Source organism: Rhodococcus sp. DT1 (assembly GCF_049844875.1).
Taxonomy (GTDB): Bacteria; Actinomycetota; Actinomycetes; order Mycobacteriales; family Mycobacteriaceae; genus Rhodococcus.
The window spans coordinates 117,137-130,006 of record NZ_JBNCLW010000007.1 but is presented as its reverse complement, the minus strand read 5'-3'; the positions used below and the strand labels follow the sequence as shown (position 1 = coordinate 130,006).

The window sequence follows — 12,870 nt, the reverse complement described above, 5'->3', positions numbered from 1 at the left end:
AGTAAGTGTTGTTCGTGCCGACGCATAGAATCGACTCCATGAGCACAACCAAGGTCGCCGTCCTCGACTACGGCTCCGGCAATCTGCACTCCGCGACGCGGGCGATCGCCCGTACCGGCGTGGACGTGGAGGTCACCTCCGACCACAAGGTTGCGCTCGCCGCCGACGGACTGGTCGTGCCCGGCGTCGGGGCATTCGACGCGTGCATGCGCGGCCTTCGCAGCGTCGGTGGCGAGAAAATCATCGGTACTCGCCTCGCGGGCGGTCGCCCGGTGCTCGGCATCTGCGTCGGTATGCAGATCCTTTTCGAAGACGGCATCGAGCACGGCATCGAGACCGAGGGATGCGGCGAGTGGCCGGGAACCGTGGAGCGCCTCGACGCACCGGTGCTGCCGCACATGGGATGGAACACCGTCGAGGCCCCGGCAGATTCGGTGCTGTTCGCCGGCATGGACCCCGACACCCGCTTCTACTTCGTGCACTCGTACGCGGCACAGAAATGGGAACTGCCCGACCCGGAGCGGCTCGCCCCGCCGAAGCTGACCTGGGCCGAGCACGGAAGCCGCTTCCTCGCGGCCGTCGAGAACGGTCCGCTGTCGGCAACGCAGTTCCACCCCGAAAAGTCCGGGGATGCCGGGGCGCAGTTGCTGAGGAACTGGGTGAACTCGTTGTGACACGCGGCGGGGACGACGAGCCGGGTGCGAACTTCTCGCTGGCCCGGCTCGCCCTGTCCTCGCTCGGGTCCGCCGCAGCGGTGCTCGCGCTCGTCACCGTGGTCATCGTGGTGCTGAAGCCGAGTCCGGGACTGAGCCTCACGATCGCGCTGCTCGGTGTCGTGGGCGCTATCGCAGCGATGGGATTCGTGTCCGTTCGTACCACCCGCCGCGCCTTCGGACGCGGCGGGCAGAATCGGTAGCTGCGCTACTCGCTGAGCCACACTGCATCGAGCAACGCGGATCCCATCCCGTACATCCGTACACCCTGCACCTCCGGGCCCGAGACGACCGAGGGCGCCGACTGGACGTAGAACACTCCCGGAGCCAGATCGACCAGACGTTGCTGTGCCACGTCGTAAGCGGCCTTGCGCTCCTCGACCGTCGTGCCGATCCGTCCGGCGTCGAGCGCGTCGTTGAGTTCAGGGTCGTCGATACCCGTCGGGTTTCCCTGGGATCGGGCATGAAACGACGTCCACAGTGACGAGTCCGGGTCCTGGACGACGGCGGCAGCGATCGTCATGTCGAAGTCGCGGGCGGCGACCCTGGCCTGCGCTGCGGTGAAATCCATGATCTCGACGGCGATCTCGACGTTGTCGAACGCTGCGAGCTGTGCCTGGACGACTTCCGCCACCGATTTGATCTCGACGAGGGAGTACGCGAGGAACGTGAACTTCACCGGAGTGCCGTCGGCTGCCAGTTCGTCGAACAGTCGTTGTGCTTCGGCATCGTCGGAATTCGACAGTGCGATGTCTTCGAAGAACGGCGAGGTCTCGGGGAAGAGGGTCCGAGGGACGGTGCCGGTGCCCTCGAACACCGCGGTGTTGATCGCATCCAGGTCGAGCGCGAGGGAGACCGCGCGTCGCGCACGGGCGTCGTCGAACGGGCTCCGGCGAGTATTCATCGCGAGGTACTGACCGCCACCGAGCGGCACCACCGAGGTGGACAGTCCCGCGCTTTCCGCTTTGCTCAGGTTCGACCAACTGCTTTCGGACGCCAGTTGGGCGCTGCCGGAGGTGAGCGCGTTGAGACGCTGGTTCGCGTCGGGAACCGGGCGCAGCGTGATGCCGTCCAGGTACGGTCGCGGCGCGTCCCAGTAGCCCGGGTTGCGGGTCAGTTCGAGCACGTCCTGCCGAGCCCACTTGGTGAGGGTGAACGGCCCGGCGCCGACGGGATTCTCGTCGAACGCCTGCCGGCCCTTCGCCAGTGCGGTGGGGGAGGCGATCCAGTTGAGTCCGGAGAGCACCAGCGACGAGGCGAACACCGGGCTGGGGGCGACCATCGTGACCTTCAGTGTTTCGGCGTCGACGACTTCGGTGCCCGCGATCTGCGCGGCCTGCCGAATCGACTCCGATCCGTTGGCCGGGTCGCGCAGGCGATCCCAGTTGTACGCCACCGCGGCGGCGTCCAGGGGAGTGCCGTCGGTGAAGGTCAGTCCCGGTCGAAGTTTCAGGACGAACGTCCGGCCGCCGTCGTCGGTCGAGAAGTCCGTGGCCATCGAATACTCGATCTCCAGGGAGTCGATGTCGTTGGTCATCAACGTGCCGTACAGGGCGTTACCGAGCAAGCCGGAGTTGGTCCACACGTTCGGAAGCGCAACGGGGTCGAGGCTGACCGGCTCGCGGATCTGGATGGCCTGCAAGGTGCCACCGGAGACCGGGTCGCCGACGGGCGTCCCGGGTGCGGATGCAGCCGAGGTGTCGCCGCTGCTGCATGCGGTGAGCGCGAGGGCCGCGACACACAGCGCGGCGAGTGTCGAAGTGACGGAGCGTCGTCGTCGGAGCATCGGTGCCTCGTATCGGGTGGTGGACCGGAAGTTGCAGCGTTCCGCTCAGAGCTCCCGCCGAAAAGAACCTTCCTATCGGCAGAGTAAAACAACGTTCTCATGTGAGCGGAACGTAGTTCTGTCTACCTCACGCGGGGGTCGGTGGGAAGAGGTCGGCGGGAGCTTGCTCGATGGGAATCGCTCAACTCGTTGGCTCTGTGCCGAAATTGGCTCGATGCCGCTCCGCAGTCGAGGACCCGGGCACTTTGGGCTATCCGTTCGCTTGCCCCTCACTCCTGGGCTCGACGCTCGCTCGGCGAGAGGGCACGAGAACCGCCGGCTGGAGTAGCTGTTACGATACGAAACGTGTCGTATACAAATCAGGATCAGTTCGACGAGACTCGGCCGAGCGCTCGTCGTGGGCGCCCTCGTGATGATCAACGAGAGACCGAGATCCTCACGGCCGTGAACTCGCTGCTTTCTGAGGTCGGGTACGAGGGTGTCACCTTCGAAGAGGTCGCCCGCCGGGCGGGCGCATCCAAGGCCACTCTCTACCGACGGTGGAAGTCCAAGAGGGACATGGTGGTTGCCGCCCTGAAAGCGGGTCCCGCACGCCGCGACGGGCCCGACGAGGTCGACACCGGAAGCCTGCGCGGTGACCTTCTCGCCTTGGGTCGCCGCCTCGTGCAGTCCATGCGCTCTGCAGACGGGCAGACCGCAATGCTGCTGCTCCAAGCAGGTCTCGAGGACCCGGAACTGTGCGAGCAAATCGAACGATCGGTGGGCCCGACCGGGTCGCGGCTACCGCAGACCGTCATCCAGGCCGCGGTCGATCGTGGGGAACTGCCTCCGGGCATCGATCCGTTCCCGTTCGAGGAAGTCGCCGGCGCTGTCATCCTGCTTCGCCGACTCAACGGACTCGAGATCGACGACCGCTATCTCGAGTCCCTCGTCGACACCGTTCTGATCCCCGCACTCCGTGCCACACCGTCCGCGAGGCATTCACTACCCGCAGGAATCTTCTCGGGCCATCCTGCCGCCCAACCGACCGACATCATTGAGAAGGAAACATCATGACCCGCTTGACTATCGACGGATTCCGATACAAGACGCTACCCGGCGCCGAAGGAGTCGACCTCAACGTCGCCGTCGCCGGCGACGGTCCCGCGATCGTCCTCCTCCACGGGTTTCCTCAGACGCATTACATGTGGCGTCACGTCGCACGCGAACTCACTGCGCAGTACACCGTCATCGTCCCCGACCTGCGTGGGTACGGCGAGAGCGGTAAGCCGGCAGAGCGGGGCCCGGAAACCTACTCGAAGAGGACCATGGCCCGAGACATTCGGTTGATCGCCGAGGCGCTCGGCCACGACCGCTTCGGGCTGGTCGGTCATGACCGAGGCGCCCTCGTCGGTGTTCGCGCAGGCCTCGACCACCCGGACGCGGTGCAGTTTCTCGGGATCCTCGACGTACTGCCCACCTTGGACACCTGGGACGTCCTGCGGGGCGTAGACGCCAAAGTCGCTTGGCACCTCTATCTCATGGCGCAGCCCGTGGGTCTCCCCGAGAAGATGATCCGCGCCGTCGGACCCGAGTTCTTCGGCTCGTTCCTGGACGCCTGGGAGACCGATGCTTCGACATTCCCGCTCGAGGTCCGCCGGCATTACATCGACAGCTCGGTGAATGCCGTGGATTCCATCGTCGCCGACTACCGCGCCACGGCGAGTATCGACCTGGACATGGACCGAGACGACCGCGAGGTGGGCAAGCAGCTCACCATGCCCGTCGGAGTCATCTCTCAGGATTGGGGCTCCCAGTTGGGGTTCGATGCCGCGTCGCTCTGGCGGGCGTGGGCACCTGATCTGACCTATGAGCCCATCCAGGCCGGGCACTTCATGGCCGAAGAGAAGCCTGCCGAGATCGCACGCTTCATCCGCGACCTGTCTGCCCGCGCCCGCCCCTGACATCAAGCCGCCCCGTGTCGTCAGCTTCGAATGGGCTCGCCGGGCAGGACCTGGCATCAGTCTCGGAGAGCAGAAGACCGCCGCCGTCGACGGGTATGGATGCGTACGGTCGGAAGTGTTGGAGCCTGCCGCGGCAGCACGCGATCCACGACGGGCCTGTGATCGACTCGATGCAGAGGAGTACCGCATGAGGCTGACGGACAAGGTTGCCGTGGTGACCGGTGGTGCAGGCGGAATCGGGCGGGGAATCGTCCGGGCGTTCACCAAGGAAGGTGCCCGAGTGCTGTTCGTCGACATCGACGACGACGCCGGGCGGGCGCTCGAGGAGGAACTCGGCGGCGCGGGCAAGTTCATGAAGGCAGACATTTCCGTCGAGGAGAACGCCGCCGCGATCGTGGCGGCCGCGGTGGACGCGTTCGGACAACTCGACATTCTCGTCAACAACGCACACGCCTCCCGGCAGGCACCGCTGCTCGAGACCACCCAGGAGATGCTCGACCTGTCCTTCGGAACGGGCTTCTATCCGACGTTCTGGTTGATGAAAGCGGCACATCCGCAACTCGCCGCGCAGCGCGGATCGGTGATCAACTTCGCCTCCGGGGCCGGTATCGACGGTCTGGTGACGCAGGGGTCGTACGCGGCGGCCAAGGAAGCGATCCGCGCGATCAGCCGTGTCGCCGCCAACGAGTGGGCCGGTGACGACATCAATGTCAACATCATCTCGCCGCTCGCGCTGACGGAGGGCGTCGAGGCGTACATCCAGGCGAATCCCGGCATCGAGAAGGCCTTGCTGGCCAAGACACCGCTCGGCCGCTTCGGCGACCCGGAGGCGGACATCGGCGGGGTCGCCGTTTTCCTTGCGAGCAGGGACGCCGCCTATATGACAGGGCAGACCCTGATGGTCGACGGCGGCACCATCAAACTGCGGTGACCGCAGCGGGCGGCCTCCCGTCGAAGGCGCGTGGTGGCGTCCGTCGCGCAGGCACTAATGTAGGGACAGTGAGCCTGGTCCTTTTGCCTGCAGTCGACGTTGCCAACGGTGAAGCAGTTCGCCTCGTACAAGGAGAGGCAGGCAGCGAAACCGGTTACGGATCCCCCCGCGACGCCGCCCTCGAATGGCAGAACGCCGGTGCCGAATGGGTGCATCTCGTCGACCTCGACGCCGCCTTCGGCCGTGGTGACAACCGTGAACTACTCGCCGGTGTGGTCGGCGAACTCGATGTGAAGGTCGAACTCTCCGGTGGCATCCGCGACGACGCCACGTTGGCCGCGGCGCTCGCCACCGGGTGCGCACGCGTCAATCTCGGTACCGCCGCCATCGAGAACCCCGAGTGGTGTGCCCGCGCGATCGGTGAGTACGGCGACCGGATCGCCGTCGGCCTCGACGTCAAGCTGATCGACGGCGAGTGGCGGCTGCGCGGACGCGGCTGGGTGTCCGACGGCGGAGACATGTGGGAGGTGCTCGAGCGCCTCAACCGCGACGGCTGCTCGCGCTACGTCGTCACCGACGTGACGAAGGACGGCACCCTGACCGGACCCAATCTCGACCTGCTTCGTGAGGTGTGCGCCGCGACCGATGCACCGGTCGTCGCGTCGGGCGGTGTCTCGACGGTCGACGATCTGCGTGCCATCGCCACGCTCGTCGATGAGGGCGTCGAAGGCGCGATCATCGGCAAGGCGCTCTACGCAGGACGGTTCACGCTGACCGAGGCGCTCGACGCCGTGTCCCGTTGATCCCATGACCGCATCCGTCGATCTCGACCGTCTGCGCTCGATAGCGGGTGATGTGCTCGACGAGGTGTCGGAGCGCTTCGTCGCCGGGCACGGCGCGCCGCGTTCGGTGGACAAAGGACCCAACGACTTCGCCACCGACCTCGATCTCGAACTCGAACGGCGGATTTCGGCCGAGCTCGTCGACCGCACCGGAATCGCGGTGCACGGCGAGGAATTCGGTGGTCCGGCGGCCGGCGAGGGCACCGTCTGGTTGCTCGACCCGATCGACGGCACCGTCAACTATTCGGCGGGCCTGCCGATGGCGGGCATCCTGCTCGCTCTGGTCCAGGACGGGGTTCCCGTCATCGGACTGACCTGGCTACCCCTGACCGATCAGCGGTTCTCTGCGGTAGCCGAAGGCCCGCTGTGGTTCAACGGGAAGATCGCCGAGAAATTGAAGCCGCGCCGTCTCGAGGACGTGATGGTCGGGGTCGGCAGTTTCGACATCGACAGTCGTGGCCGCGTCCCGGGCACGCAACGGCTCGCGGTGATCACCGAGTTGAGCCGGCGCGTCTCGCGCCTGCGGATGCACGGATCGACCGGCGTCGACCTCGCCTACACCGCGGCGGGCTCGCTGGGCGGTGCCGTGGTCTTCGGCCACCATCCCTGGGACAACGCCGCCGGTGTCGCGCTCGTGCGCGCGGCAGGTGGGATCGCCACCGATTTCCACGGGAAGCCGTGGCGCATCGGCTCGGGGTCGGTGCTCGCCGCCGCACCCGGAATCCACGGTGAAATACTGGACATAGTGCAATCCGCGACGAATCCGCGTTTCGAAGGAGATCGATCATGACACTGGCCGTGCGGGTCATCCCGTGCCTCGACGTCGACGCCGGACGCGTCGTCAAGGGTGTCAATTTCGAGAACCTGCGCGACGCGGGCGACCCTGTCGAACTCGCCGCGCTCTACGACGCTCAAGGCGCCGACGAGCTCACGTTCCTCGACGTCACCGCCTCGAGCGGAGACCGCGGCACGATGCTCGACGTGGTCACACGCACCGCGGAGCAGGTATTCATTCCCCTCACGGTGGGTGGCGGCGTGCGCACCGTCGAGGACGTCGACCGCCTACTGCGCGCCGGTGCCGACAAGGTCTCGGTGAACACTGCGGCGATCGCGCGTCCCGAGGTGCTGAGGGAGATGTCCGAGCGCTTCGGGTCGCAGTGCATCGTGCTGTCGGTCGACGCCCGCACCGTCCCCGCCGATCAGCAGCCCACACCGTCGGGTTGGGAAGTCACGACCCACGGAGGTCGCCGGGGCACCGGGATCGACGCGGTGGAGTGGGCGCGCCGCGGCGCCGAACTGGGTGTCGGGGAGATCCTCCTCAACTCGATGGACGCCGACGGCACGAAGGCCGGATTCGATCTGAAGATGATTGCGTCGGTCCGCGAGACCGTCGACGTTCCGGTGATCGCCTCGGGCGGTGCCGGAGCCGTCGAACACTTCGCGCCTGCCGTCCACGCCGGCGCCGACGCGGTGCTCGCCGCCAGCGTCTTCCACTTCCGTGAGCTCACCATCGGCCAGGTCAAGGACGCGATGCGCGCGGAAGGGATCATCGTCCGATGAGCGACATCCTGAACCCGGAGATCGCCGCACGACTCAAGCGCAACGACGACGGACTCTTCGCCGCGGTCGTCCAGGAGAAGTCGACCGGCGACGTGCTCATGATGGCCTGGATGGACGACGAGGCACTGGCCCGAACACTCGCGACCCGCAAGGCCACGTACTACTCGCGGTCACGGCAGCAGTACTGGGTAAAGGGAGAGACCTCCGGGCACACGCAGTACGTGCACGAGGTGCGGCTGGACTGCGACGGCGACACCGTGCTGCTCGTCGTGGACCAGGTCGGGGCGGCGTGCCACACCGGCACCCACACCTGCTTCGACACCGACGTACTGCTGGGGGCGGAACAGCCCGGCTGATCACGACACGGTGAACACGAGATCGCCCCGCACCGAGGTGCGGGGCGATCGCTCACTGCGGCAGTTCGAAGTTGCCGAACAACACCGTTGCGAGACCGAGCGCTACGACGATGTTGACCACCGTCGCCGATCCGAACACCACTACCGGGCGCCATCCCGCGTCGCGCAGTCCCTTCGCGGAGAACTCCAGGCCGATCGAGACGAACGCGAAGATCAGGAACCACGTCCGCAGGTCGTTGATGGTGGAGATATCGGCCTTGCCGTCGTCGACGAATTTCACCCACAGCGTGCCGATGATCGACGCGGCGATGAAGCCGAGCACGAATTTCGGGAAGCGCTCCCAGAAGTCACCGATGCTCGGCCGTGCCGAGCCGGGACGACGCTCCACCTTCAGCGCGAAATAGGCCGTCAAGCCCACCGCCACGAAACCGATGAGGGCGTTCTGGGTCGTCTTGACGATCGTGGCGATCTGCAGGGCGTCGTCGCCGAGGATCGCGCCGGACGCCGCGACGGCGGCGGTGGTGTCGATGTTGCCGCCGATCCAGGCTCCGGCGACGACATCGGACAGTCCGAAGACACCGGCGAGCCAGGGCAACAGGAAGATCGAGGGCAACGCGAACACGATCACCAGCGACGCGGCGTACGCGAGCTGTTCCCGCTTGGCCTGCACGGCCCCGGCCGCGGCGATGGCGGCGCTCACCCCACAGATCGATACTGCGGCGGACAGCAGCGCCCGCAGCTTCTCGTCCAGTCCGAGTTTCCCGCCGAACCACCAGCTGAACGAGAACACGGCGGTGATCAGCAGCAGACCTTGCAGGATCGCCGGCCCGGCTGCCGTCGCGAGCACGGTCAGGTTGATGGATGCGCCGAGCAGAACCAGCCCGGTCTTGATGAAGAACTCGGTACGGAAACCACCGGAAAGCTTGTCGCGCACACCCGTGCGGGTCAGGACGAGATTCCCGAGCAGGCCGATCGCGATCGCGTAGACGGGGAACTCGATCGCTCCCGCCACCCGCTCGAAGGGTCCTCCCTCGGCCCAGTCCGGGACGTTCTGCTCGAGGAATCTGGTGAGGCCACCCAGCACGATGACGACGGCTACGCCCGCCGCGGCCCACGCAGGAGCGGAGGAACGCCGTGCGGGTGCCGCCTCGACCTTCGTTGCACCGTCTGCCCGGGGCGCGCTCTCGGTCTCGACGGCGGCGTTCCGCTCGTCGCTATCTCGCGTCGTCACGGGACCAGCCCCGACGGAATCACGCCGAGCAACACGGCGGCGATGAGGATCAGGCCCGCGACGACTGCGGCCCAGTCCTCGTTGAGCAAGGTGGTGCGCGCGGCATCCACACGCTGAGGTTCGTCTGTCATGAAGGCAGCCAACCAACGTGGTGGCGTCACGTCACGAATTAGGGTCGGCCCGAATAGAACCAGTGACTAATCGGCCGTCGTGTGCTGCACAACGTCGTTCGTCGTCCCGAACGACCCGATCCCGCCCACGGCGGCTACCGGGTCAGGTCGATGACGTGTGCCCCACCTTGGGCAGCGGCACAAAGCTTCTGGACCGAGTCGTCGTCGACGGAGTAGATCTCGCATCGGCACAGCGCCTGCGTACGGCCGCCGTTGAGGACGGTGGCGACCGCCCGCAGCAGCGGTCCCTTCGCCGGACGTAGGTAATCGAGGGCCATGCCTGTCGTCACGATCGATGGGCCGAGGACCGTACCGGCGGCGAAGGTGAGTGCGTTGTCGGCCGCATAGGCCAGAACCCCGCCGTGTGCGAAACCGAACTGTTGCAACAGGTCCGGTCTGAGCGGAATCTCCAGTTCGGCGCGGCCCCTCGTGTACACGACGAGTTGTGCTCCGATCAGAACACTGAACGGTTGAGACGCGAGCGTCTGCTGGGCTTCGGTGAGTGTGCTGATCCCGGTGACGTCGTCGGGCATAACCGGAACATACACGGGAAGCATCCGGCCGGAGGCCGTGTCGACGCGCACGAACCCAAAGTGGGGAGGGTCGGTCGCCCGTGTCTCCCGATCAGCGTCCGCGGGTCTCACGACCGGTTCGGGTCCTTCGAACACTGCGCTGCATCCGCTGCAGCGCGCGTTCCAGTTCTTCCCTGTCGTCGAACATCCGCACCGAGTCGCCCGAGACCAGGCGCTGCTCACTGCCCCGTCCCGCCACGACGAGAACATCCCCGGGCCTCGCGTGGGAGGCAGCGATCTCGAAAGCGCGGTGACGGTCGCCTTCGACGACCACGTGGGCGCTCTGCGCCGCATGCGCGCCTTCGGCGACCGCTTCCCTGAGGAGCCTGGGGTCGTCGTTGTACGGACTGTCGTCGGTGACGACCACGATGTCGGCGTAGGTCGCCGCGGTGTGGCCGATCGGAAAGCGCTTTCCGGGATCGCGCTCTCCGGTCGCGCTGATCACGAGAATCAGTCGGCGCTCGGCTGCCAGCGACCGCAGGAACGGCAGTAGTTCCTGCTGTCCGGAGGTGTTGTGCATGAAATCGACCAGGCCGAGGATGCCGTGGTCGGCCTCGACGCGCTCGAGTCGGCCGGGCACGCAGGCGAGAGTTTCCAAGCCCGCGGCGGCCTGCAGGACGTCGTGCCCTGCTGCGGCTATCGAGGTGAGCGCTGTCAGTGCATTGGCCACCTGGTGGGGGCCGAGAAGGGCCAGACGGACTCCGGCGTGACCGGTCGGAGTGTGCACGGTGAAGGTACTGCCGTGAACGTCGCACCGGATCGAGTCTGCGTACACGTCGGCGCCCGGGTCGCGCGTCGAATGCGTCCACACCGGTACGTCCGTTGTGGCGGCCAACCGTCTGCCGTACTCGTCGTCGATGTTCACCGCGGCCGCTTGCGCGCGGTCGGAGGTGAACAGCGCTGCCTTGGCGGCGAAATACTCCTCCATCGTGTGGTGGAAGTCGAGATGGTCCGGTCCGAGATTGGTGAAGGCGACCGTACGGAACCGCACGCCGTCGACGCGGCCGTGGCTGACGGCGTGCGACGACACTTCCAGTGTCACCGCCCTCGCGGCCTGGTCCCGGAACTCCGCGAGGGTCCGCTGGATCACCGCGGCTTCCGGCGTGGTGTGTGTGGCGGGCCGGGTGCTCTCCGGTCCCCGGACGACGACACCACCGATCAAGCCTGTGACGACACCGGTGGCAGCGAGGGCGGCGTCGAGGAGATAGGTCGCGCTCGTCTTGCCGTTGGTGCCGGTGACGCCGTGGACCTGCAGTTCGTGCGAGGGATGGCCGTAGATCCAGGACGCCAGCCCGCCGACCCGGTCGCGTGGCCGGTCGACGATCAAGGTGGGCAGGAGTCGAGAAGGCCGGTCGCTGAGCACGGCGACGGCGCCGCGGGCCGCGGCATCGGCATCGAAGTCGAGGCCGTGGAATCGGTGTCCGGGAAGAGCCACGTACAGATCGCCGGGCTGCACCGTTCGGGAATCGTCGCTGATGCCGGTAACTGTGCGGTCGCGCCCATCGGCAGGTCCGGCAGACAGAACAACACGGAGGTGTTCAGCAACGTCGCGGATCTGGATCCCACGGTCGGGACGGCGGCGATCGTCCGGGTCGAGGCGCACAGGAGCGAATACCCGGTACGTGAAAAAACTATGTCCTGCAGTTAAGGGCGCACGAACGAGGCGGGACATCTGCCGAAGGATCAACCGACTCGGTCATGGGGTGCAGGACCCAGGAGTGCGTCCAGCGACGGCAGCGCCGAATACCACGGCACGATCAGGCGCACACCAAGTCTTTTCGCGGCTGGCTGATCGGACCTCGTGCGGGACGTCCACGGGGGCGTTTGCGAGCGACGATCGCACCCTGGTTGATGATTTCGCCACCCCACACTCCCCACGGCTCTCGGCGGGCGAGCGCTGTCTCGAGGCAGCGCGCACGCACGGAACATCCGGTGCACAGGGATTTGGCCCGTTCCACGTCTGACGGGTCCTCGGCAAACCACAGGTCGGGGTCCTGACCGTCGCACGGCAGGGCGTCGGCGCCCGCGCGGATGACATTGTCGCCTCGACCTGAGGCGGTCGAAAAGTTTTCGCTCGGCATGAGGGCTCCTGGAGATTCGATCGAAGAGCGAATGCGATGCGAACTCGGCCGGAAACGCCAAGGGCCATGGTCCGCTGCGCGGTGTCCGTGGCCGGAATCGAAGGGCTCACGGGCGGAAAACCCGAAGAACCGTCCGCCACGGGGGAGGGGCTGCCGCGCACCGGCGTCCTGGGCGGCGCGCGCAGCGGCGGGGTGTGGCGGCCGCCTGAACATCGATGCCGGCGGCGGCCCACGCGTACGCTCACACGACCCCATGTCCGCAATATTCGCACATACATTCGAATAAAAACAGACTCGGGGCTCATCGGTGGGCCGATCACAATTCCGAGGTTCGCTCGGTGTGGTGTATGCCCGGGTGCCCGCGGAGTGCTGGGACGCCGAAGGTGTCAGCTCAGTGGAACGCCGCCCACGCCCCAGTTCTCGCCGGGAACCTCGGTGATCGTCACCCACACCTTGTCCGGATTCTTTCCGGCTGCTTCGGCGTACGCCGAGGTCACCGCTGCGATGGCTGCGCGCTTCTGCTCCGGCGTGAGACCTGGTGTCTGGCTGATCTGAATCAAGGGCACAGCGGCGACTCTGCCATACCCGGCACCTGGTCCGCCGGTGCCCGCCCGGCCCGGGCTGCTCGGCGTCCCGACGAATGTCACCCCGGACCTTTCGCATTGATAGAGAATAGTGTTCTCTG

16 protein-coding genes are annotated in these 12,870 nt (G+C 66.6%); 9 read left to right on the top strand and 7 right to left on the bottom strand.

From position 1 onward, the window contains the following. Positions 1-38 precede the first annotated feature (38 nt). A complete protein-coding gene (gene hisH / locus ACLQ3J_RS18205; RefSeq protein ID WP_169620083.1) occupies positions 39-674 on the top strand; it encodes an imidazole glycerol phosphate synthase subunit HisH in 636 nt (211 codons plus the stop codon). Beyond that, on the top strand, positions 671-916 hold the full coding sequence (locus ACLQ3J_RS18200; protein WP_169620082.1) for a hypothetical protein: 246 nt from the start codon (positions 671-673) through the stop codon (positions 914-916). Before hisH ends, ACLQ3J_RS18200 begins: the two co-directional genes overlap by 4 nt. Before the next feature lie 5 nt (positions 917-921). Here the strand turns inward: ACLQ3J_RS18200 and ACLQ3J_RS18195 are convergent, their stop codons facing one another. Beyond that, positions 922-2,499 carry an ABC transporter substrate-binding protein gene (locus tag ACLQ3J_RS18195; protein ID WP_425904090.1) on the bottom strand — a complete coding sequence of 526 codons (1,578 nt, stop codon included), beginning with the start codon at positions 2,497-2,499 and terminating at the stop codon, positions 922-924. 444 nt (positions 2,500-2,943) lie between these two features. Here ACLQ3J_RS18195 and ACLQ3J_RS18190 point away from each other — a divergent pair, with 444 nt between their 5' ends. The 7 genes from ACLQ3J_RS18190 to hisI all read left to right on the top strand — a co-directional run bounded on the left by ACLQ3J_RS18190 (position 2,944) and on the right by hisI (position 8,131). After that, on the top strand, positions 2,944-3,555 hold the full coding sequence (locus ACLQ3J_RS18190; protein ID WP_296549746.1) for a TetR/AcrR family transcriptional regulator: 612 nt from the start codon (positions 2,944-2,946) through the stop codon (positions 3,553-3,555). Beyond that, positions 3,552-4,442 carry an alpha/beta fold hydrolase gene (locus ACLQ3J_RS18185; RefSeq protein ID WP_169652936.1) on the top strand — a complete coding sequence of 297 codons (891 nt, stop codon included), beginning with the start codon at positions 3,552-3,554 and terminating at the stop codon, positions 4,440-4,442. The genes ACLQ3J_RS18190 and ACLQ3J_RS18185 overlap by 4 nt, the downstream gene beginning before the upstream one ends. 187 nt (positions 4,443-4,629) lie before the next feature. Continuing rightward, a complete protein-coding gene (locus tag ACLQ3J_RS18180; RefSeq protein WP_169652935.1) occupies positions 4,630-5,373 on the top strand; it encodes an SDR family NAD(P)-dependent oxidoreductase in 744 nt (247 codons plus the stop codon). 68 nt (positions 5,374-5,441) lie between these two features. After that, complete coding sequence (gene priA, locus ACLQ3J_RS18175; protein WP_169620077.1) at positions 5,442-6,176, top strand: bifunctional 1-(5-phosphoribosyl)-5-((5-phosphoribosylamino)methylideneamino)imidazole-4-carboxamide isomerase/phosphoribosylanthranilate isomerase PriA; 735 nt, start codon at positions 5,442-5,444, stop codon at positions 6,174-6,176. 4 nt (positions 6,177-6,180) lie between these two features. After that, positions 6,181-7,005, top strand: a complete 825-nt coding sequence (locus ACLQ3J_RS18170) for an inositol monophosphatase family protein (RefSeq protein WP_169620076.1) — start codon at positions 6,181-6,183, stop codon at positions 7,003-7,005. Further along, complete coding sequence (gene hisF / locus ACLQ3J_RS18165) at positions 7,002-7,775, top strand: imidazole glycerol phosphate synthase subunit HisF (RefSeq protein ID WP_169620075.1); 774 nt, start codon at positions 7,002-7,004, stop codon at positions 7,773-7,775. The genes ACLQ3J_RS18170 and hisF overlap by 4 nt, the downstream gene beginning before the upstream one ends. After that, positions 7,772-8,131, top strand: a complete 360-nt coding sequence (gene hisI, locus ACLQ3J_RS18160; protein WP_169620074.1) for a phosphoribosyl-AMP cyclohydrolase — start codon at positions 7,772-7,774, stop codon at positions 8,129-8,131. Before hisF ends, hisI begins: the two co-directional genes overlap by 4 nt. A 52-nt stretch (positions 8,132-8,183) precedes the next feature. Here hisI and ACLQ3J_RS18155 read toward each other — a convergent pair whose 3' ends face one another. The 6 genes from ACLQ3J_RS18155 to ACLQ3J_RS18130 all read right to left on the bottom strand — a co-directional run bounded on the left by ACLQ3J_RS18155 (position 8,184) and on the right by ACLQ3J_RS18130 (position 12,832). Then, positions 8,184-9,362: a putative sulfate exporter family transporter gene (locus ACLQ3J_RS18155; protein WP_169652934.1), complete on the bottom strand. Its 1,179-nt coding sequence runs from the start codon at positions 9,360-9,362 to the stop codon at positions 8,184-8,186. Continuing rightward, on the bottom strand, positions 9,359-9,493 hold the full coding sequence (locus ACLQ3J_RS18150) for a hypothetical protein (protein WP_277351054.1): 135 nt from the start codon (positions 9,491-9,493) through the stop codon (positions 9,359-9,361). Before ACLQ3J_RS18150 ends, ACLQ3J_RS18155 begins: the two co-directional genes overlap by 4 nt. A gap of 134 nt (positions 9,494-9,627) precedes the next feature. After that, entirely contained in the window at positions 9,628-10,065 is a 438-nt protein-coding gene (locus tag ACLQ3J_RS18145) for a PaaI family thioesterase (protein ID WP_425904085.1), read from the bottom strand. A gap of 91 nt (positions 10,066-10,156) precedes the next feature. Continuing rightward, positions 10,157-11,539 (bottom strand): Mur ligase family protein, encoded by a 1,383-nt coding sequence (locus ACLQ3J_RS18140; protein WP_378527404.1) that lies wholly within the window; start codon positions 11,537-11,539, stop codon positions 10,157-10,159. 322 nt (positions 11,540-11,861) lie between these two features. Next, the gene (locus ACLQ3J_RS18135) at positions 11,862-12,185 is read right to left on the bottom strand and encodes a WhiB family transcriptional regulator (protein ID WP_425904083.1); all 324 of its coding nucleotides are present in this window, start codon (positions 12,183-12,185) and stop codon (positions 11,862-11,864) included. A gap of 386 nt (positions 12,186-12,571) precedes the next feature. Beyond that, positions 12,572-12,832: a tautomerase family protein gene (locus tag ACLQ3J_RS18130; protein ID WP_425904082.1), complete on the bottom strand. Its 261-nt coding sequence runs from the start codon at positions 12,830-12,832 to the stop codon at positions 12,572-12,574. Between the last annotated feature and the right edge of the window lie 38 nt (positions 12,833-12,870).